At 64.8% G+C, this 16,678-nt stretch carries 19 protein-coding genes, 1 tRNA gene and 1 pseudogene; 13 read left to right on the top strand and 8 right to left on the bottom strand.

The window, feature by feature from the left end:
• Nucleotides 1–8: 8 nt before the first annotated feature.
• The 6 genes from OH686_RS05830 to OH686_RS05855 all read left to right on the top strand — a co-directional run bounded on the left by OH686_RS05830 (nucleotide 9) and on the right by OH686_RS05855 (nucleotide 4,408).
• A complete protein-coding gene (locus OH686_RS05830; RefSeq protein WP_289536783.1) occupies nucleotides 9–1,493 on the top strand; it encodes a sensor domain-containing diguanylate cyclase in 1,485 nt (494 codons plus the stop codon).
• Nucleotides 1,490–1,696, top strand: a complete 207-nt coding sequence (locus OH686_RS05835; protein ID WP_289536785.1) for a cysteine-rich CWC family protein — start codon at nucleotides 1,490–1,492, stop codon at nucleotides 1,694–1,696. The genes OH686_RS05830 and OH686_RS05835 overlap by 4 nt, the downstream gene beginning before the upstream one ends.
• Before the next feature lie 2 nt (nucleotides 1,697–1,698).
• Nucleotides 1,699–2,391 (top strand): pseudouridine synthase, encoded by a 693-nt coding sequence (locus OH686_RS05840; protein WP_289536787.1) that lies wholly within the window; start codon nucleotides 1,699–1,701, stop codon nucleotides 2,389–2,391.
• A 343-nt stretch (nucleotides 2,392–2,734) separates the two neighbouring features.
• Nucleotides 2,735–3,613, top strand: a complete 879-nt coding sequence (locus OH686_RS05845) for an alpha/beta fold hydrolase (protein ID WP_289536789.1) — start codon at nucleotides 2,735–2,737, stop codon at nucleotides 3,611–3,613.
• A gap of 84 nt (nucleotides 3,614–3,697) precedes the next feature.
• Nucleotides 3,698–3,771, top strand: a tRNA-Gly gene (locus OH686_RS05850).
• A gap of 85 nt (nucleotides 3,772–3,856) precedes the next feature.
• The gene (locus OH686_RS05855; RefSeq protein WP_289536791.1) at nucleotides 3,857–4,408 is read left to right on the top strand and encodes a hypothetical protein; all 552 of its coding nucleotides are present in this window, start codon (nucleotides 3,857–3,859) and stop codon (nucleotides 4,406–4,408) included.
• Nucleotides 4,409–4,515: 107 nt separating this feature from the next.
• Here the strand turns inward: OH686_RS05855 and OH686_RS05860 are convergent, their stop codons facing one another.
• On the bottom strand, nucleotides 4,516–6,720 hold the full coding sequence (locus tag OH686_RS05860; RefSeq protein ID WP_289536793.1) for an OsmC domain/YcaO domain-containing protein: 2,205 nt from the start codon (nucleotides 6,718–6,720) through the stop codon (nucleotides 4,516–4,518).
• Nucleotides 6,721–6,908: 188 nt separating this feature from the next.
• On the opposite strand from OH686_RS05860, the gene OH686_RS05865 reads away from it, so the two are divergent.
• The gene (locus tag OH686_RS05865; RefSeq protein WP_171016370.1) at nucleotides 6,909–7,070 is read left to right on the top strand and encodes a hypothetical protein; all 162 of its coding nucleotides are present in this window, start codon (nucleotides 6,909–6,911) and stop codon (nucleotides 7,068–7,070) included.
• Nucleotides 7,071–7,076: 6 nt separating this feature from the next.
• On the opposite strand, the gene OH686_RS05870 is transcribed toward OH686_RS05865, so the two are convergent.
• The 3 genes and pseudogenes from OH686_RS05870 to OH686_RS05880 form a co-directional block, all read right to left on the bottom strand.
• A complete protein-coding gene (locus OH686_RS05870) occupies nucleotides 7,077–7,628 on the bottom strand; it encodes an ATP-dependent Clp protease proteolytic subunit (RefSeq protein WP_289536795.1) in 552 nt (183 codons plus the stop codon).
• A gap of 54 nt (nucleotides 7,629–7,682) precedes the next feature.
• Nucleotides 7,683–7,802 (bottom strand): annotated as a pseudogene (locus OH686_RS05875) (KGG domain-containing protein); the annotation flags it as partial.
• A 205-nt stretch (nucleotides 7,803–8,007) separates the two neighbouring features.
• Nucleotides 8,008–8,238 (bottom strand): hypothetical protein, encoded by a 231-nt coding sequence (locus OH686_RS05880; RefSeq protein ID WP_289536799.1) that lies wholly within the window; start codon nucleotides 8,236–8,238, stop codon nucleotides 8,008–8,010.
• Between the two features lie 182 nt (nucleotides 8,239–8,420).
• Here OH686_RS05880 and OH686_RS05885 point away from each other — a divergent pair, with 182 nt between their 5' ends.
• From OH686_RS05885 to OH686_RS05900, 4 genes are all read left to right on the top strand, one after another.
• Nucleotides 8,421–10,061: a VRR-NUC domain-containing protein gene (locus OH686_RS05885; RefSeq protein WP_289536800.1), complete on the top strand. Its 1,641-nt coding sequence runs from the start codon at nucleotides 8,421–8,423 to the stop codon at nucleotides 10,059–10,061.
• Complete coding sequence (locus tag OH686_RS05890) at nucleotides 10,058–12,352, top strand: ATP-dependent DNA helicase (RefSeq protein WP_289536801.1); 2,295 nt, start codon at nucleotides 10,058–10,060, stop codon at nucleotides 12,350–12,352. Before OH686_RS05885 ends, OH686_RS05890 begins: the two co-directional genes overlap by 4 nt.
• Before the next feature lie 148 nt (nucleotides 12,353–12,500).
• A complete protein-coding gene (locus OH686_RS05895; RefSeq protein WP_289536803.1) occupies nucleotides 12,501–13,493 on the top strand; it encodes a TerC family protein in 993 nt (330 codons plus the stop codon).
• Between the two features lie 18 nt (nucleotides 13,494–13,511).
• Nucleotides 13,512–13,817: a hypothetical protein gene (locus OH686_RS05900; protein WP_289536805.1), complete on the top strand. Its 306-nt coding sequence runs from the start codon at nucleotides 13,512–13,514 to the stop codon at nucleotides 13,815–13,817.
• On the opposite strand, the gene OH686_RS05905 is transcribed toward OH686_RS05900, so the two are convergent.
• Nucleotides 13,818–14,573 (bottom strand): SIR2 family NAD-dependent protein deacylase, encoded by a 756-nt coding sequence (locus tag OH686_RS05905; protein ID WP_289536807.1) that lies wholly within the window; start codon nucleotides 14,571–14,573, stop codon nucleotides 13,818–13,820. It abuts the gene before it with no gap.
• A 123-nt stretch (nucleotides 14,574–14,696) separates the two neighbouring features.
• Here OH686_RS05905 and OH686_RS05910 point away from each other — a divergent pair, with 123 nt between their 5' ends.
• Entirely contained in the window at nucleotides 14,697–15,023 is a 327-nt protein-coding gene (locus OH686_RS05910) for a YgaP-like transmembrane domain (protein ID WP_137974418.1), read from the top strand.
• Nucleotide 15,024: 1 nt separating this feature from the next.
• Here the strand turns inward: OH686_RS05910 and OH686_RS05915 are convergent, their stop codons facing one another.
• The 3 genes from OH686_RS05915 to OH686_RS05925 all read right to left on the bottom strand — a co-directional run bounded on the left by OH686_RS05915 (nucleotide 15,025) and on the right by OH686_RS05925 (nucleotide 15,963).
• Nucleotides 15,025–15,261 (bottom strand): hypothetical protein, encoded by a 237-nt coding sequence (locus OH686_RS05915; RefSeq protein ID WP_289536809.1) that lies wholly within the window; start codon nucleotides 15,259–15,261, stop codon nucleotides 15,025–15,027.
• A gap of 89 nt (nucleotides 15,262–15,350) precedes the next feature.
• On the bottom strand, nucleotides 15,351–15,581 hold the full coding sequence (locus OH686_RS05920) for a hypothetical protein (RefSeq protein ID WP_289536810.1): 231 nt from the start codon (nucleotides 15,579–15,581) through the stop codon (nucleotides 15,351–15,353).
• 88 nt (nucleotides 15,582–15,669) lie between these two features.
• Nucleotides 15,670–15,963 (bottom strand): transcriptional repressor, encoded by a 294-nt coding sequence (locus OH686_RS05925; RefSeq protein WP_289536811.1) that lies wholly within the window; start codon nucleotides 15,961–15,963, stop codon nucleotides 15,670–15,672.
• Nucleotides 15,964–16,255: 292 nt separating this feature from the next.
• Between OH686_RS05925 and OH686_RS05930 the strand changes: the two genes are divergently transcribed.
• Nucleotides 16,256–16,549, top strand: a complete 294-nt coding sequence (locus tag OH686_RS05930) for a lipoprotein (protein ID WP_289538839.1) — start codon at nucleotides 16,256–16,258, stop codon at nucleotides 16,547–16,549.
• Nucleotides 16,550–16,678: the final 129 nt, after the last annotated feature.

Raw genomic sequence — 16,678 nt, forward strand, 5'->3', positions numbered from 1 at the left:
TCAGCCCCATGCCGCTCAGCACGTCCCGCAAGGCCCAGGTTTCTCTTCTGCTGCTTCTGACCATTCTGCTGCTGGGTGGCTTCCTCGCCACCAGCCTGGTCAGCTACTACAGCTCGCGCGACAGCATCCGCCACAACATCGTCAACACCGAGCTGCCGCTGACCTCCGACAACATCTATTCGGAGATCCAGAAGGACCTGATCCGCCCCACCCAGATCGCCTCGATGATGTCGCGCGACACCTTCCTGCGCGACTGGGTGATCGCCGGCGAGCGCGACGCTCTGCCGATGACCCGCTACCTGCGCGAGGTGCAGGAGCACTACGGCACCTTCACCAGCTTCTTCATCTCCGAGAAGAGCCGCGTCTACTACCAGGCCAAGGGCGTGCTGAAGAAGATCGACCAGAACGAGCCGCGCGACATCTGGTACTTCCGCGTACGCAACATGGCCGAGCCCTACGAGATCAGCGTCGACCCGGACATGGCCAACAGCGACCGGCTGACCTTCTTCATCAACTTCAAGGTGTTCGACTACCAGAACAACTTCATCGGCGTGGCCGGCGTGGGCCTGACCGTGGACGCCGTAGTCAAGCTGGTGGACGACTACCAGCAGCGCTACGACCGCAGCATCTACTTCACCGATCGCGACGGCCACTTGGTACTCACCGGTGCCGAGGGCGGCCCCCTGGGTGCCAAACGCGGCCAGGCGCTGAACCAGATTCCGGGCATGGAGCCGCTGCTGGCCAAGCTGCCGCAACCCAAGAGCGGTAACTTCGGCTATCAGGAACAGGGCCGCGGCCACTTCCTCAACGTGCGCTACATCCCCGAGCTGGACTGGTACCTGTTCGTCGACAAGCACGAGGAAGGCGCCCTCGCCGGTGTGCGCCACACGCTCTACCTCAACCTGCTGATCTGCGTGCTGATCAGCGCCGTGGTGCTGTTCCTGGTCTACCTGGCCACCCGCCGCTACCAGCAACGCATCGCCGCCCTGGCCACCACCGACGTGCTCACCGGCCTGCCCAACCGCCGCGGTTTCGACCTGCTGGCCGCCCAGGCGCTGCAGGAGGCCATTCGCGACAAGAGCCCGTTGAGCGCCATGCTGCTCGACCTGGATCACTTCAAGCAGCTCAACGACACCCACGGCCACCTGGCCGGCGACCATGTGCTGCGTGGCTTCGCCCAGAGCCTGCAGAGCAACCTGCGCCAGTCCGACATCATCTGCCGCTGGGGCGGCGAGGAGTTCATCCTGCTGCTCAAGGACACCGGCAGCAGCACGGCGCGCCAACTGGGCGAGAAGATCCGCCAGCAGACCGAGGAGCAGGTGTTCCCCTTCAATGGCGTCAACCTGCGCGTCACCACCAGCATCGGCATCACCGAGCTGCACGGCGACGACAGCCTGGACCGCCTGATCGCCCGCGCCGACCGCGCCCTGTACCGGGCCAAGCAGTCCGGGCGCAACCGCGTGTGCGAAGACGTCAGCGGCCTGCAGCAGTGAACGACGCCGAGCGCTGCCCACGCTGCGGCCAACCCAACCGGTGCGCCCAGGCCGGGCAGACGCAGGCGGTGGAAGACTGCTGGTGTTTCCACACCCCGATCGAGCGCAGCCTGATCGACGAGCTGCCCGCCGAACACCTCGACAAGACCTGCCTCTGCCCCAACTGCGCCCGCGTCCTCAGTAGCGAACCCAGCGCCGAATAGCCATGCGCCTGGACCGTTTCCTCAGCAACCTGCCGCGCTTCAATCGCGCCGACGCCCGCCTGCTGCTGGCCGCCGGGCGTCTGCGCGTGGATGGGGTGGTCGTGCGCGACGCTCGCTATGAGGTCCGCGAGTTCAGCCGCATCGAGCTGGACGACGAGTTGCTGCAGGCCGGCAAGCCGGCGCGCTACTTCATGCTCAACAAGCCGGCCGGCGTGGTCAGCGCCACCGAACATGCCGAACACCGCACCGTGCTCGACCTGCTCGACGAAGCGGACAAGCACGAGCTGCACATCGGCGGGCGCCTGGACCTGACCACCACCGGCCTGCTGATCGTCACCAACGACGGCCTCTGGTCGCGCCGCCTCACCGAGCCACGCAGCCGTCTGGGCAAGGTCTACCGGGTGCGCACCGAACAGCCGATCACCGCCGAATACATCGAGGTGTTCGCCCAGGGCCTGTACTTCGCCTACGAGAACCTCACCACCCTGCCCGCCGAGCTGCAGATACTCGGCAGCCACGAAGCCCTGCTGACCCTGCACGAGGGCCGCTACCACCAGGTCAAGCGCATGTTCGGCCACTTCCAGAACAAGGTCATCGGCCTGCACCGCGAGCGCATGGGTCCGCTGCAACTGGACCCGCAGCTGGCACCGGGGCAGTACCGCGCGCTGAGCCCCGCCGAGATCGCCCTGGTGTGAATGACCGTCGGGCAGAAGCTGCGACCCAGGTCACTCAAGTGACTTGCACCTGCAACACAAGCCTGCTTGAATCAGAACCGTGGTCCGAACGTGACCAATTAGTCGCAACAACACTCTAAGAAAATTCTTCCGGTCGAGTGCCTCAGGCACCACCAACGGGTCTGCCCTCGTCGCGCCGCAAGGCCGATGCCCGTTCCGGAAAGTACCCGCCACTAACAACAATCGTCGGCCAGCCTTTCGAGCCGATCAGGCCCCGTTTCCCAGGCACATGCCTACCTGTCCTGAAGCTCGCGCAGCCGGTTTTCGCTGCGCGTCCGTAGCACCGTGCGTCAGGGGCATGACCATGAAAGCAGAAACCGCTGTGCTGGATATCCAGGGGCAATACCGGGTTTACACGGAGTTCTACCGCGCCGACGGCGCCGAGCAGACCATCATCCTGGTCAACGGCTCGCTGTCGACCACCGCCTCCTTCGCGCAGACGGTCCGTTACCTCCACCCCCACTTCAACGTGGTGCTGTTCGACCTGCCCTACGCAGGACACTCGCGCGAATACAACAGTCACGACCAGTTCCTCACCCGCGAGGACGAGGCCGACATCCTCCTGGCGTTGGTCGAGCACTTCGCCTGCGACACCGTGCTGTCCTTCTCCTGGGGCGGCATCGCCACCCTCCAGGCCCTGGCCCGCAAACCGCCGAGGATAGAGCGCGCGGTGATCAACTCCTTCTCGCCGGTGGTCAACAGCGCCATGCTCGGCTACCTGCGCGCCGGCCTGGCGGTGATGCGCGACTGCGACCGCGAGAGCATCGGCATGGTGCTCAACGGCACCATCGGTAAGCACCTGCCTTCGCTGTTCAAGCGCTACAACCATCGCCACGTCACCGGCCTTGAACGCTACGAATACGAGCAGATGAGCTTCCACGTGGAAACCGTGCTGAACAACGGCGGCCGCTCCTGCGTCAGCTTCGCCGGCCAGATCGACATACCGCTGCTGTTCGTCAACGGCGAATGGGACGAATACACCACGCCGGAAGACGCACGCCTGTTCACCCAGTACGTGCGCCATGGCGAATTCCGCACCATTCCCCAGGCCGGGCACTTCCTCGACATGGAACACAAGGCCGCCTGGATGCAGACCCGCGACGCGCTGCTGGCCTTCCTGCTGCCGCCAACCACCAGCCGCGCCCGCAGCCAGACGGCGGAGAAGCATGCCCTGGCCGTTTGAGGGTGATTGCGAGCAAAACGGGCGCCGCCCCTGCGCCCAAGCTTCACCTAGACGGGCGATTCTGGTACAAAGTCAGCCGCCCAAGCGGGCGTCGTATAATGGCATTACCTGAGCTTCCCAAGCTCATGACGAGGGTTCGATTCCCTTCGCCCGCTCCAGAATCTCTACGTTGAAGCCCTGCTCTGCAGGGCTTTTTCATATTCGCGTCGAAGAAGTGTTGAACCGGCTAAGGAAGGCTCGGGCATGGTGAACAGATACAGATTGATCCAAACCATAAGGTATCTACTGTTCGCCGTATTGTTTGGCGGCTGCTACGGCCTCCACCTGCTCTTCAACGGAGATTTTGATCTCAGTATTTGGGGAGCTCTGGGCTCCCTGCCGGTGGCGGTCTTGCTCTACAGGTTGGATGTCAAGGTAAAGGCATCCACACACGACCGCCGGGGCAAGCAAACAGCTGCAATAGCTATTCTCTGCTTTTTCTTCTACTTCACCTTTTCCGCTTACATCATTACTCGCGGTGGTCACGAGCTAGTGGCTCGACCCACAAAAACAGAGGCTCTGGTAACTCGTCATATGTCCGGCAACGCAAGGGGGCGATTGGCTTTCTTCCCTTCGTGCAAGTTTGTTGTCAGCGTACGCAGCCCGGTACGCAGGGATTACTGCGCAACCAGAGAGGAGTTTGATCTACTGCAACAGGCTTCGACCGAACGATTAACCTGGCAAAAGAAGGCTTGGCTCATTACCAACGATTCCGCCCTAGGCAGCACCATCGTTTCTGTAGTGGGGCGAATGTAATCATGCTCGCTGATTGAACGACCATCGCCCCAACCGAATCGCGTGAAGTAGAGGCTCCGCCGCTAGAAAGAAAAAAAGCACCCGAAGGTGCTTTCTTGTTGGCCCAGTCAGCTGGGTAAACCCGCCGCCCTGGCCCGCGCCGCGTGCAGTTTCTTGTAGCTCTCGACCAGGCGCAGGTGCTTGTCGAGGCCCTCCAGCTGCAGGCTGGTCGGCGTCAGGCCGTAGAAGCGCACGCTGCCGTCCACCGAGCCCAGCGCCGCATTCATGCGTTCGTTGCCGAACATGCGGCGGAAGTTGGCTTCGTAGTCGGCCATGTCCAGGTCGTCGTCCAGCTGCACTTCCAGCACCACGTTCAGCGCCTGGTAGAACAGGCCGCGCTCGACAGTGTTGTCGTTGTACTGCAGGAAGGCCTCGACCAGCCCCTTGGCCTGCTCGAACTTCTTCAGCGCCACGTAGATCAGCAGCTTCAGCTCGAGGATGGTCAGCTGGCCCCACACGGTGTTGTCGTCGAACTCGATGCCGATCAGCGTGCTGATGTCGGTGTAGTCGTCGACCTCGCAGTTCTCCAGGCTCTTGAGCAGGGACTTGAGACGCAGGTCGCTGAGGCTGTGCAGGTTGAGGATGTCGGAGCGGAAGATCAGCGCCTTGTTGGTGTTGTCCCAGATCAGGTCTTCCACCGGATAGATTTCCGAGTAGCCCGGCACCAGGATGCGGCAGGCGTTGGCGCCGAGGTCGTCGTACACGGCCATGTACACCTCCTTGCCCAGGTCCTCGAGGATGCCGAACAGAGTCGCGGCTTCCTGGGCATTCGAGTCCTCGCCTTCGCCAGAGAAGTCCCACTCGACGAACTCGTAGTCGGCCTTGGCGCTGAAGAAGCGCCAGGACACCACGCCGCTGGAGTCGATGAAGTGCTCGACGAAGTTGTTCGGCTCGGTCAGCGCCTGGCTCTCGAAAGTCGGCTGCGGCAGGTCGTTGAGGCCTTCGAAGCTGCGGCCCTGGAGCAGTTCGGTGAGGCTGCGCTCCAGCGCCACCTCGAAGCTCGGGTGGGCGCCGAAGGAGGCGAACACGCCGCCGGTGCGCGGATTCATCAGGGTCACGCACATCACCGGGAATTCGCCGCCCAGCGAGGCATCCTTGACCAGTACCGGGAAGCCCTGCTCCTCCAGGCACTTGATGCCGGCGACTATGCCCGGGTACCTGGCCAGCACCTCCTGCGGCACGTCCGGCAGGGCCAGTTCGTCTTCGAGGATTTCGCGCTTGACCGCACGCTCGAAGATTTCCGACAGGCACTGCACCTGCGCCTCGGCCAGGGTGTTGCCGGCGCTCATGCCGTTGCTGAGGTAGAGGTTTTCGATCAGGTTGCTGGGGAAATAAACCACCTCACCGTCCGACTGGCGCACGAAGGGCAGCGAGCAGATGCCGCGCGCCTTGTTGCCGGAGTTGGTGTCGTACAGGTGCGAGCCGCGCAGCTCGCCGTCGGGGTTGTAGATCTCCAGGCAGTACTCGTCGAGGATCTCTTCCGGCAGCGCATCTTTCGGACCGGGCTTGAACCACTGCTCGTTCGGGTAGTGGACGAAGGGCGCGTTGGCGATCTCCTCGCCCCAGAACTGGTCGTTGTAGAAGAAGTTGCAGTTCAGCCGCTCGATGAACTCGCCCAGCGCCGAGGCCAGCGCGCTTTCCTTGGTGGCGCCCTTGCCGTTGGTGAAGCACAGCGGCGATTGCGCGTCGCGGATATGCAGCGACCAGACGTTGGGCACGATGTTGCGCCAGGAGGCGATCTCGATCTTCATGCCCAGGCCCGCGAGGATGGCCGACATATTGGCGATGGTCTGCTCCAGCGGCAGGTCCTTGCCGAGGATGCGCGTGCCCTCGCCCTCGGTCAGCGCCGGGATCAGCAGGGCCTGGGCGTCGGCGTCGAGGTTGTCGACTTCCTCGATGATGAAGTCGGGGCCGGTCTGCACCACCTTCTTCACCGTGCAGCGGTCGATGGAGCGCAGGATGCCGACGCGATCCTTCTCGGAGATGTCCGCCGGCAGCTCGACCTGGATCTTGAAGATCTGCTTGTAGCGGTCTTCCGGGTCGACGATGTTGTTCTGCGACAGGCGAATATTTTCCGTGGGGATGTTGCGCGTCTGGCAGTACAGCTTGACGAAGTAGGCCGCGCACAGCGCCGAGGACGCCAGGAAGTAGTCGAACGGTCCCGGCGCCGAGCCGTCGCCCTTGTAGCGAATGGGCTGGTCGGCGATCACCGTGAAGTCATCGAATTTGGCTTCGAGACGGAGGTTATCGAGAAAGTTGACCTTGATTTCCATGCGGGATTACCAGACTAGCGAGCCAAACGATATGTGGCCGGCATTATCCGTTATTCCGCCCTTTCCGGGTGCGCAGGCATTGAGCCATCACAAAATGTGATACGCAGCACAATTTCACCTGCCGCGAAATGTCGACAACGTCACAAAGCTTGGTAGGCTCTCGGCGAACCCCACACAGGAGTTTTCCGATGAAGGAACAACGGAAGTACCTCGCGTTGCGTGCTCATATCGAAAGCCTGCTCCAGGACGGAGCGCAGATCGTCAGCCGTGTACCTTTCACCCTGCGCATCAGCGGACACCTGTTCCGCGTGCAGCACGGCATGTTGATCGGTAACTCGGCAGCCGCCTGACGCCAGTCAGGAATGCACGCACCAGCTTACCGACTCGGGTGGCATGCCCAGGCAATCCACCGCGTGGATCAGGCCTGAGGCCAAGGCATCCTGCGAGTTGATGATGCGCGGTGCCGCCGTCAGGCAATCCAGCACATCCAGCGGTACCTGGGCACCCCGGGTACGCTCCTCGACGATGCTGGCATACAGCTGCAGGTCATAATCCAGACTCATCGCATATTCCGACATGCGCGCATGGTCGACCGCGCCATTCAGCGTCCAGTGAAAGGGATGAAAGAGGAACTTGCTGTGATGGCAGGCCGTGCGCTGCTCGCCAGCCAGGAAGATGATGTTGCCCATGGACTCGACCGTGCCGAGGTTGTGGGTCTTCACCGGCACCGGCAGGGAAATTAGGAAGTTGTAAAGGGAGAAGCCGTAGCTGCACTCGCCGCCCATGGTCGCGATCTTGATGACCAGCTCGTCGGCGCCCTGCTGGATGGCCTGTGAACACTTGTCGATCAGTTGGCCGCAGGTGGTCGAGTTGATCGGTGCGGTGAAATGAATCACATGGCTGCGCATGCCCGCTCTCCAAGACAAACGATGAGCGGAAGCCGAAGCTTCCGCTCGTTTGCATCAGCGGTCGCGACCGCCTCCGCCGCTGTTTTGGCCGCCTTTGCGGCCGGCTTCGGACGCCTTCTGGCGATCGTTGGCGAAGTTGCCTCCGCCACTCTGACCACCTTGGCGGCCACTTTCCTGGCGGGACTGCTGGTTGTTGCCAGAGCCCGATCTGCTCTTGTCTCCGGTCATGATGACCTCCATCTCTTCAGTCGTTGGATGTGAGACACACATCTTTCATACGGTTTCGATGGCGCCTCAGAGTGACTGAGTGGGCAGGCCGCCGCGCGGTTTCATGTTTTTTCGGCCGCTGCGGACGAATGGCCGCGTGCCCCGCTGCGCTTCAGCTGGCGGCGATGCCGGTGATGGTGATGCCGTAGTGACGCAGCAGCAGCACCGCCGGTTCGCTGCTTTGTTTGTCCTGGCCATCGCCGAACTCGCCCTTCTCCAGGTTCTCTCTGGCCCAGGCCAGCAGATGCTCCACGGCGTCCTCCATCTCCGGCTTGTGATCGGCCTGCATGTCCAGCGTATTGGTGTTGTTGTCCTTGCTGTAAGTGATGGTCCATTGCGCCATGGTGATCTCCTGCGTGATGAGTGCCTGACCGCCGGGCCAGACGCTTGCGTACAGAATTCGAGTGGCCAGCGGGAACAAGGGTTCAGCTAATAAGCCAAGCGGCAGTGCAGACGGTCGGGCCGGGGTTGCATGAACAGAGCGCGTCGCGCACTCTTACCTGTATATAAAGCCAGTACAGCACCATGCTCGCGCCGCTCGATTTCCCCCTCTACTACCTCAGCAACTTCCGCACGGCGCTGGCCTGGATCGAGCAGCGTTATGCCGACCTGCTGGACGCGGACGAGCAGGCCTTTCTGGTGCATTTCCGCGCGCTGCCGGAGGCCTCCCAGGCGCTACTGGTGCGCCTGGTCATGCGCAAGGGCCCGCATTTCCGCGCGAGCAAGCTGGCCTATGCGGAGATCGGCGATATCGCTGCGGCGGCCGCCCCGCTGCTGAGCCTGGGCTGGCTGATCGAGGATGCCGAGCTGGAGCTGGACACGCTGTTCGCCCTGCTGCGCAAGGACGAGCTGCTGGTTACCTTCGCCGAGGCCCGGGCGCTGCGTAGCCTGAAAAAGAGCGAGCTGCTGGAGGCGCTGTGTGAATCGCATCCGACGGCGCGCACCTTCGCCCAGTGGAGTGGCGGGCTGGACCTGCTCTACAGCCTGACCGTCGGCCCGCTGTGCGATCGCCTGCGCCTGCTGTTCTTCGGCAACCTGGCGCAGGACTGGTCCGAGTTCGTACTGGCCGAGCTGGGCGTCTACCGCTACGAGAGCGTGCCCATCGGCAACGACTCGCGCGGCTTCCGCAGCCGGCTCGATGTCGACCGCTACCTGCACCTGCAGCGCTGCCGCGAGCTGTTCGAGGCGGGCCTGCCGGTTGCCGAGGTTCTGCTCGAACTGGGCGACTTCGCCAGTGACAACCCCCACCTGGCGCGGCGCCACGCCAAGCTGCTGTTCCACCTCGGCCAGCAGCTGGAGCGCGAGGGCGAGCTGGCCGAGGCCGCCGCCCTGTACGCCGCCAGCAGCCATGGCGAGGCGCGCCAGCGCCGGGTGCGCGTGCTGGAAAAGCTCGGCGAATTCCAGCAGGCCCACGACCTGGCCAGCACCGCCCTGCTCGCCCCGCACAACGATGCCGAAACCCAGGCGCTGGAGCGCGCCCTGCCACGCCTGCAGCGCCAGCTCGGCCTGCCCAAGCGGCCACGCAGGCCCCCAGCCGAGGCCGGGCTGCTCGAACTGGAGCTGCCGCAGCCGCTGGAACTGAGCGTGGAATGGGCGGTGCAGCAGCACCTGCACGACGAGCAGGCGCCGGCCTTCTACGTGGAAAACACCCTGGTCTGCAGCCTGTTCGGCCTGCTGTGCTGGGAGGCGATCTTCGCCCCGCTGCCCGGTGCCTTCTTCCACCCCTTCCACGCCGGGCCGGTGGACCTGCACGACGGCGACTTCCGCAGCCGCCGCCATGGGCTGTTCGAACGCTGCCTGGCAAGGCTGGGCGACGGCAGCCATGCCGAGGCGATTCGTGCCACCTACGCGGCCAAGCACGGCATCGTCTCGCCCTTCGTGCACTGGGCAGTGCTTACGCCCGAGCTGCTGGAGACCGCCCTGCACTGCCTGCCGCCGGCGCACCTGCGCGCCTGGTTCGAGCGCCTGCTCGGCGATATCCGCGCCAACCGCGCCGGCATGCCGGACCTGATCCAGTTCTGGCCGGCCGAACGGCGCTACCGGATGATCGAGGTGAAGGGCCCCGGCGACCGCCTGCAGGACAACCAGAAGCGCTGGCTGGCCTTTTGCGCCCAGCATGGCATGCCTGTGGACGTCTGCTACGTGCGCTGGAGCGCGCCAGCGTGAGCTATGCCGTGGCCGTGCGCGCGCTGTGCGAGTTCACCGCCAAGCAGGGCGACCTCGACCTGCGCTTCACTCCCGCGCCCACCGCCGCCGAGGGCATGGCCGGGCACAGCACGGTGGTCGGTCGGCGCGGCGCCGGCTACCTCGCCGAACTGCCGCTGGCCGGCGAGTACCCGGGCCTGCGGGTCAGCGGTCGCGCCGACGGCTACGACCCGGCGCAGAACCTGCTGGAGGAGATCAAGACCCACCGCGGCGACGTGGCGCGCATCCCGGACAACCACCGGGTGCTGCACTGGGCCCAGGTCAAGGTCTACGGCTGGCTGCTGTGCGACGCGCTGGAGCTGCCGCACATCGACCTGGCGGTGGTGTATTTCAACGTGCTGTCGCAGAAGGAAACGGTGTTTCGCGAGCGCTTCGACGCCGCCGATCTGAGAACCTTCTTCGAGCTGCAGTGCGCGCGCTTCGTCGCCTGGGCCGAGCAGGAAACGGCTCACCGCGAGGCGCGCGACGCCAGCCTGGAGATGCTGCGTTTCCCCTACCCGAGCTTCCGCCGCGGCCAGCGCCAGCTCGCCGAATCCGTGTACCGCGCCGCCCGCGATGGCGACTTCCTGCTGGCCCAGGCCACCACCGGCATCGGCAAGACCCTGGCCACCCTGTTCCCGCAGCTCAAGGCGTTTCCCGGCCAGGAGCTGGACCGCCTGTTCTTCCTCACCGCCAAGACCCCGGGCCGGCGCCTGGCCCTGGACGCCCTGGCCAGCCTGCGTGAGCAGGAGGAAAACATGCCGCTGCGGGTGCTGGAGCACGTGGCCCGTGACAAGGCCTGCGAACACCCGGACAAGGCCTGCCACGGCGACTCCTGCCCGCTGGCCAAGGGCTTCTACGACCGCCTGCCGGCCGCCCGCGCCGCCGCCCTCGAGCGCCGCTGGCTGACCCAGGAGGCCGTGCGCGAGATCGCCCTGGCGCACCAGGTCTGCCCCTACTACCTGTCCCAGGAGCTATGTCGCTGGAGCGACGTGGTGGTCGGCGACTACAACTACTACTTCGACATGACCGCCCTGCTCCACGGTCTGACCGTGCTCAATGGCTGGAAGGTCACCCTGCTGGTGGACGAGGCGCACAACCTGATCGACCGCGCCCGCGGCATGTACAGCGCCGAGCTGGACCAGGCCGAGTTCAACGCCCTGCACAAGGTCGCCCCGGCCGGCCTCAAGGGCGTGCTGGAGCGCGTCGGCCGACACTGGAACCAGCTGCATCGCGACCAGGAAGTGCCCTACCAGATCTACCCGGCCATCTCCGACCTGTTCATCGTCGCCCTGCACAAGGCGGTGAGCGCCATCACCGACCATCTCACCGACCAGCCCGAGGGCAACCAGGCCGCGCTGCTGCGCTTCTACCTCGACGCCATGCTGTTCTGCCGCCTGGCCGAGGCCTTCGGCCCGCACTCGCTGTTCGACATCACCCGCCACGACTCCCGCAGCAGCCGCAGCCTGTCGACCCTGTGCCTGCGCAACATAGTGCCGGCGCGCTTCCTCGCCGAGCGCTTCGCCAACGCCCACAGCGCCACGCTGTTTTCCGCCACCCTCAGCCCCGGCCACTATCACGCCGACCTGCTCGGCCTGCCGCGCGACTGGCAGTGGCTGGAGGTGCAGTCGCCGTTCAGCGCCGAGCAGCTCAGGGTCCAGGCGCTAGCCAACCTGTCGACCCGCTACCAGCATCGCGAGACCAGCCTGGCGCCCATCACCGACCTGGTGGCCCGCCAGTTCCGCGAACAGCCGGGCAACTACCTGGCGTTCTTCAGCAGCTACGCCTACCTGGAACAGGCCCTGGAGAACTTCCGCCGCGCGCACCCGGACATTCCGGTGTGGGCGCAGTCGCGCAGCATGAACGAGGCGGAACGCCAGGCCTTTCTCGAGCGCTTCAGTGAAGGCTCCCGAGGCATCGGCTTCGCCGTGCTCGGCGGCGCCTTCGGCGAAGGCATCGACCTGCCCGGCAAGCGCCTGATCGGCGCGTTTATCGCCACCCTCGGCCTGCCGCAGGTCAATCCGGTCAACGAGGAAGTGAAGGCGCGCATGCAGCAGATGTTCGGCAACGGCTATGACTACGCCTATCTCTACCCCGGTCTGCAGAAGGTGGTGCAGGCCGCCGGTCGGGTGATCCGCACCACCGAAGACCATGGCGTGGTCTACCTGCTGGACGACCGTTTCACCCGTGGCGAAGTGCGCCAGCTGCTGCCCAGCTGGTGGCAGGTCGAGCGCAGCCGCTACCAGGCGAGCCTGGAACCGGTCGATCCCTAGGGGCCGTACACACTTTGCAAACACCCGGCGCTTGAGGCTCAGCGGAATTTCCTTATCCTCCGCAGCCGTGACACCGGGCCCCTCTGACGGCTAGCCGCCGCCATGTCGGAGTCATAGTTGGTACAACTACGACTTAAAGGAGGGGCTCATGACTGCCCTAGATTCGTTTCTCTTCGCCGACCTGCTCGGCACCGCCACCTGGCTGTGGCTGACCTTCTTCGCTCTGGTAGCCGCCCTGCTGGCCTTCGACCTCGGCATCCTGCATCGCGACAACCGCGACATCGGCGTCAAGGAAAGCCTGCTGCTGTCCGCCGGCTACATCTCCATGGGCCTGTTGTTCGCCGTCTGGGTGTTCTTCCAGAAGGGCGGCGACGCCAGCATGGATTACCTCACCGGCTTCCTCATCGAGAAGTCGTTGTCGATGGACAACGTGTTCGTCATGGCGCTGATCTTCAGCTTCCTGGCCATCCCGCGGCAGTACCAGCACAAGGTGCTGTTCTGGGGGATCATGGGCGTGATCGTGCTGCGCGCCATCATGATCGGCCTGGGCGCCGCGCTGATCAGCGAGTTCGACTGGATCCTCTACGTGTTCGGCGCCTTCCTGCTGCTGACCGGCGTGAAGATGCTGTTCTCCAGAGTCGACGACGAGCCGGACCTGTCGAAGAACCGCTTCGTCAACTGGCTGCGCAATCACCTGCCGGTGACCGACCGCCTGCACGAGCAGAAATTCTTCGTGCGCCAGGAGGACGCCAGCGGCAAGCTCAAGCTGTGGATCACCCCGCTGTTCCTGGCCCTGATCCTGATCGAGCTGGCCGACCTGGTGTTCGCCGTGGACAGCGTGCCGGCGATCTTCGCCATCACCCAGGATCCGTTCATCGTCTACACCTCGAACATCTTCGCCATCCTCGGCCTGCGCGCCCTGTACTTCGCCCTGGCCGCGATGATCCACCGCTTCGCCTACCTGAAATACGCCCTGGCCCTGGTGCTGGTGTTCATCGGCGGCAAGATCTTCCTGCACGGCATCATCGGCAAGGTACCGGCGGTGATCTCGCTCAGCGTGACCGTGGGCCTGCTGGCCGGCGGCGTGCTGCTTTCGCTGTACAAGACTCGTAACCAGCCCGCCCACAAGCTCGAATCCTAATTGCAGAGGAGTTTCATCATGTCCCCCATCAAACCGCTGCTGCTCGGCCTGGGCCTGATCGCCCTGGCCGGCTGCGACACCGCCGAGCAGGCCGCCGAAAGCTTCGCCGAGAAGGTCGAACAGGCCGCCGTCGATCAGGTGAAAGAGAGCCTGGGCGAAACCCTCAAGGGCCTCGATGAGCAGGTGGAGCAGCTCAACGACAAGGTCGATCAGGCCCAGGAAGGCACCCGCGAATGGCTGGACCAGGCGCAGCCGAAAGCCGAGCAGGACACACCGGAGCAAGAGGCCGAACAACAGCCGCAACAGGACATGATCGAGACCTGATCAGTCGGCGAAGGCCGCCTGCAGCAGCTGCGGCAGCACCACCCCGGCGGCGCCCGGCAGGCCGTATTCACGCGGCCCGCCAGGAGCCACCGGCTGCGGGTTGATGTGCACCACGCAGGCGCCATGGCGCGCGGCGATCTGCGGCACCTGAGCCGCCGGATAGACCAGCCCCGAGGTGCCGATCGACAGCAGCAGGTCGCACTCGGCGGCCGCCGCGAAGGCCTGCTGCAGAGCGGCCTCCGGCATCGATTCGCCGAACCACACCACCCCCGGGCGCACCGGCCCGCCACAACGCTCGCAGCGTGGCGGCGGCAGACGCCTGCCCTCCTCCGGCTCGTCCAGCTCGCGGGCAAGACCGCTGTAGGGCGCGGCGCAATCGAAACAGCGCGGCGCCTGCAGGCTGCCGTGCAGATGGATCACCTCCCGGCTGCCGGCACGCTCGTGCAGGTCGTCGACGTTCTGCGTCACCAGGGTCAGGCGCGGCACCCGGCCCGCCAGTTCGGCGATGGCCCGGTGCGCCGGATTGGGCATGGCGCGCAGCACCCGCTGGCGGCGCCACTCGTACCAGCCCCAGACCAGTTCCGGGTCAGCCGCGAAGGCCTCGGGCGTGGCCAGCCGCGCCGGATCGAAGCGTGCCCACAGGCCGGTCAGGGCATCGCGAAAGGTGGGAATGCCGCTCTCCGCCGACACCCCGGCGCCGGTGAACACCAGCAGGTGGCGACTGTCGCGCAGGGCTTGAACTATCGCAGCAAGCATGTCGGGCACTCCCAGACCAAGAGTCGCCATTCTGGCCAAGCCCGGAAGCCTGCGCCACTCATCACGGCGATGGAACGGGCCGGAGCAGGGTCGGTCGCACACTAACCCATCAGGAGAAACGTCATGCACAACGTCCAAGGTTACGAACGCGCACTGTCCATCGGTTTCGGTCTGGCCGGCCTCGCCTGCGGTCTGCATCGCGGCGGCATAGGTGGCATCGGCCTGGCCACCGCGGGCGGTCTCGGCCTGCTACGCGGCCTGACCGGCCACTGCGTGATGAAAGGCTATCTGCAGGATCCGCATCATGAGATCCACTACCTCAAGGGTGAACTGCTGCGCCTGCGCGAGGCCCTGGCCCGGCTGGGCCCGCAGGACCCGGCGATCGAACCGCCCCTGGGGGCGGACACCATGGTCTCCGGCTTCGATCGTTCGTTGCTCAACAGCCGCTGACCTAGGCCGAACAGATATTGCGGATGGCCCGCGAGGCACTGCTGGACGATGCCCGGCGCAGCTTGAGATAGGCCGCGCGGGCATTGGCGGCGCAGCGACTCAGGTATTCGCACTCGGCCTTCTGCTCTGCGGTGTAGGGCAGCGCCGTCTCGTTCATGAATTGGATCAGCGCCTGGTGGGCCTCGGCAGACAGCCGGGCCAACCGGCTCTCTTCCCGGGTGATGCGGGCGTGGTCCATAGAGTTCTTCTCCTGGCGTGAACATTGGTCTCGGCTTTTTGACGCCAGAAAGCCCCAATGTTCCGCAAGAATCGACAACCGGTAACCGATCAGCCGCCGCGCTGGCTGGGCTGGGCGCTGCGCTCCGCATGCTCGGCAGTGCCGACGGCGCGCTCGGCTCCCCGATGCTCGCGCTCGGGCGGGCGCCGCTGGTCGTTACTTGGGGCGGGCTGGTTTTCCGGGTTCAGGTCCACCTGTCCCGGGCTGAGCGGGTCGGGCTTCCCCGGCAGGGGCGAATGAGGATTCTGATCCTCGGTGGGGTGGTACGGATCGATGGACATGCTCGTCTCCTCGGCCAGGCAGGGGCTGGCCCATGCCGATTGGAGGCGAGCAGGGCTTGAGGGTTCGAGCTATTTAAATGCAGCGGGCTCAGCCGGCCAGCGCCACCGAGCCGGTCTGCGGGCGGACCAGCAGCAGGCGATACAGGCCCTGCTCGTCACGCTCCACCAGGCCACAGGCGCAGAGGCGGCTGAGCACCTGGCGCACGCTGAGCACGGAAATCTGCTCGTCGGCCAGCAGGAGGAAGCCATGCAGCTCCCGCGAGCGCAGGCCCTTGTCGTTGCGTTGCAACACTTCGAGGATTTTCAGCCGAACCAGACTGACCTTCAGTCCGGCTCCCTGCAGCATCGCCTTCAATTGCTGACGTTCATCGTTGGCGGTCATGGCACTCTCCCTGTGCGTGTGTGATCCACGTCTTGTTAGTCTGGGGGAAAAACTGTCGAGATGAACAGCTCCTAATCATTAAGACGTACGAGAAGTGAAAAACCTGCAGCGAAACTGCAACTTTTTTGTCTCGCCTGCGACCCATTCTTTGTGCTATTTCTCGACCCGCTCCGGCTTCACTGCCAGACAGGGCGCAAGCAGCAACTCGACACCAAGAGCTGCGTCGCCGCCGGGGCCATTGCAAGGGTGGCGGCTGTGCCGCCAGATACAGACAAGCCCGCTGGGGAAAGAAATGAGAAGGCTTGTACTGCTGCTTGTCACGCTGGCGCTGGTCGCCGGCTGCTCCGCAACCGCCAAGACATATGAAAAGAAGGGCCGCAAAGGCCTCAACATCAATTGCTCCGGGCTCACTTCCAGCTGGGAGCAATGCGAACAGAAAGCGACCCGCGCCTGCGGCCCCAAGGGTTACAAGGTGGTGGCCAAGGCCGGCGCCGACCAGGGTAGCGAAGACGATCCGGCCGACTTCGTGTTCGGCATCAACCCCGCCGGCTTTTCCAGCCGCAGCATGATCGTGCTCTGCAAGTAGACGGACGCCCGCTTGCCGCCCCGAAAGGCCCGCCATCGCGGGCCTTTTTCATGGTCTGAAGAGAGGCGCAGCCGCCGCGCATCTCGGCCCGCCCACACCCGGCCGGGTATAGTGGCGCCCGTCGCCACC

The organism is Pseudomonas sp. SO81 (assembly GCF_030374125.1).
Taxonomy (GTDB): Bacteria; Pseudomonadota; Gammaproteobacteria; order Pseudomonadales; family Pseudomonadaceae; genus Aquipseudomonas.

Coding starts and splice junctions, on each gene's coding strand:
- OH686_RS05830 (WP_289536783.1), top strand. CDS start 9: ATGCCGCTCAGCACGTCCCGCAAGGCCCAGGTTTCTCTTCTGCTGCTT.
- OH686_RS05840 (WP_289536787.1), top strand. CDS start 1,699: ATGCGCCTGGACCGTTTCCTCAGCAACCTGCCGCGCTTCAATCGCGCC.
- OH686_RS05845 (WP_289536789.1), top strand. CDS start 2,735: ATGAAAGCAGAAACCGCTGTGCTGGATATCCAGGGGCAATACCGGGTT.
- OH686_RS05855 (WP_289536791.1), top strand. CDS start 3,857: ATGGTGAACAGATACAGATTGATCCAAACCATAAGGTATCTACTGTTC.
- OH686_RS05860 (WP_289536793.1), bottom strand. CDS start 6,720: ATGGAAATCAAGGTCAACTTTCTCGATAACCTCCGTCTCGAAGCCAAA.
- OH686_RS05865 (WP_171016370.1), top strand. CDS start 6,909: ATGAAGGAACAACGGAAGTACCTCGCGTTGCGTGCTCATATCGAAAGC.
- OH686_RS05870 (WP_289536795.1), bottom strand. CDS start 7,628: ATGCGCAGCCATGTGATTCATTTCACCGCACCGATCAACTCGACCACC.
- OH686_RS05880 (WP_289536799.1), bottom strand. CDS start 8,238: ATGGCGCAATGGACCATCACTTACAGCAAGGACAACAACACCAATACG.
- OH686_RS05885 (WP_289536800.1), top strand. CDS start 8,421: ATGCTCGCGCCGCTCGATTTCCCCCTCTACTACCTCAGCAACTTCCGC.
- OH686_RS05895 (WP_289536803.1), top strand. CDS start 12,501: ATGACTGCCCTAGATTCGTTTCTCTTCGCCGACCTGCTCGGCACCGCC.
- OH686_RS05900 (WP_289536805.1), top strand. CDS start 13,512: ATGTCCCCCATCAAACCGCTGCTGCTCGGCCTGGGCCTGATCGCCCTG.
- OH686_RS05905 (WP_289536807.1), bottom strand. CDS start 14,573: ATGCTTGCTGCGATAGTTCAAGCCCTGCGCGACAGTCGCCACCTGCTG.
- OH686_RS05910 (WP_137974418.1), top strand. CDS start 14,697: ATGCACAACGTCCAAGGTTACGAACGCGCACTGTCCATCGGTTTCGGT.
- OH686_RS05915 (WP_289536809.1), bottom strand. CDS start 15,261: ATGGACCACGCCCGCATCACCCGGGAAGAGAGCCGGTTGGCCCGGCTG.
- OH686_RS05920 (WP_289536810.1), bottom strand. CDS start 15,581: ATGTCCATCGATCCGTACCACCCCACCGAGGATCAGAATCCTCATTCG.
- OH686_RS05925 (WP_289536811.1), bottom strand. CDS start 15,963: ATGACCGCCAACGATGAACGTCAGCAATTGAAGGCGATGCTGCAGGGA.
- OH686_RS05930 (WP_289538839.1), top strand. CDS start 16,256: ATGAGAAGGCTTGTACTGCTGCTTGTCACGCTGGCGCTGGTCGCCGGC.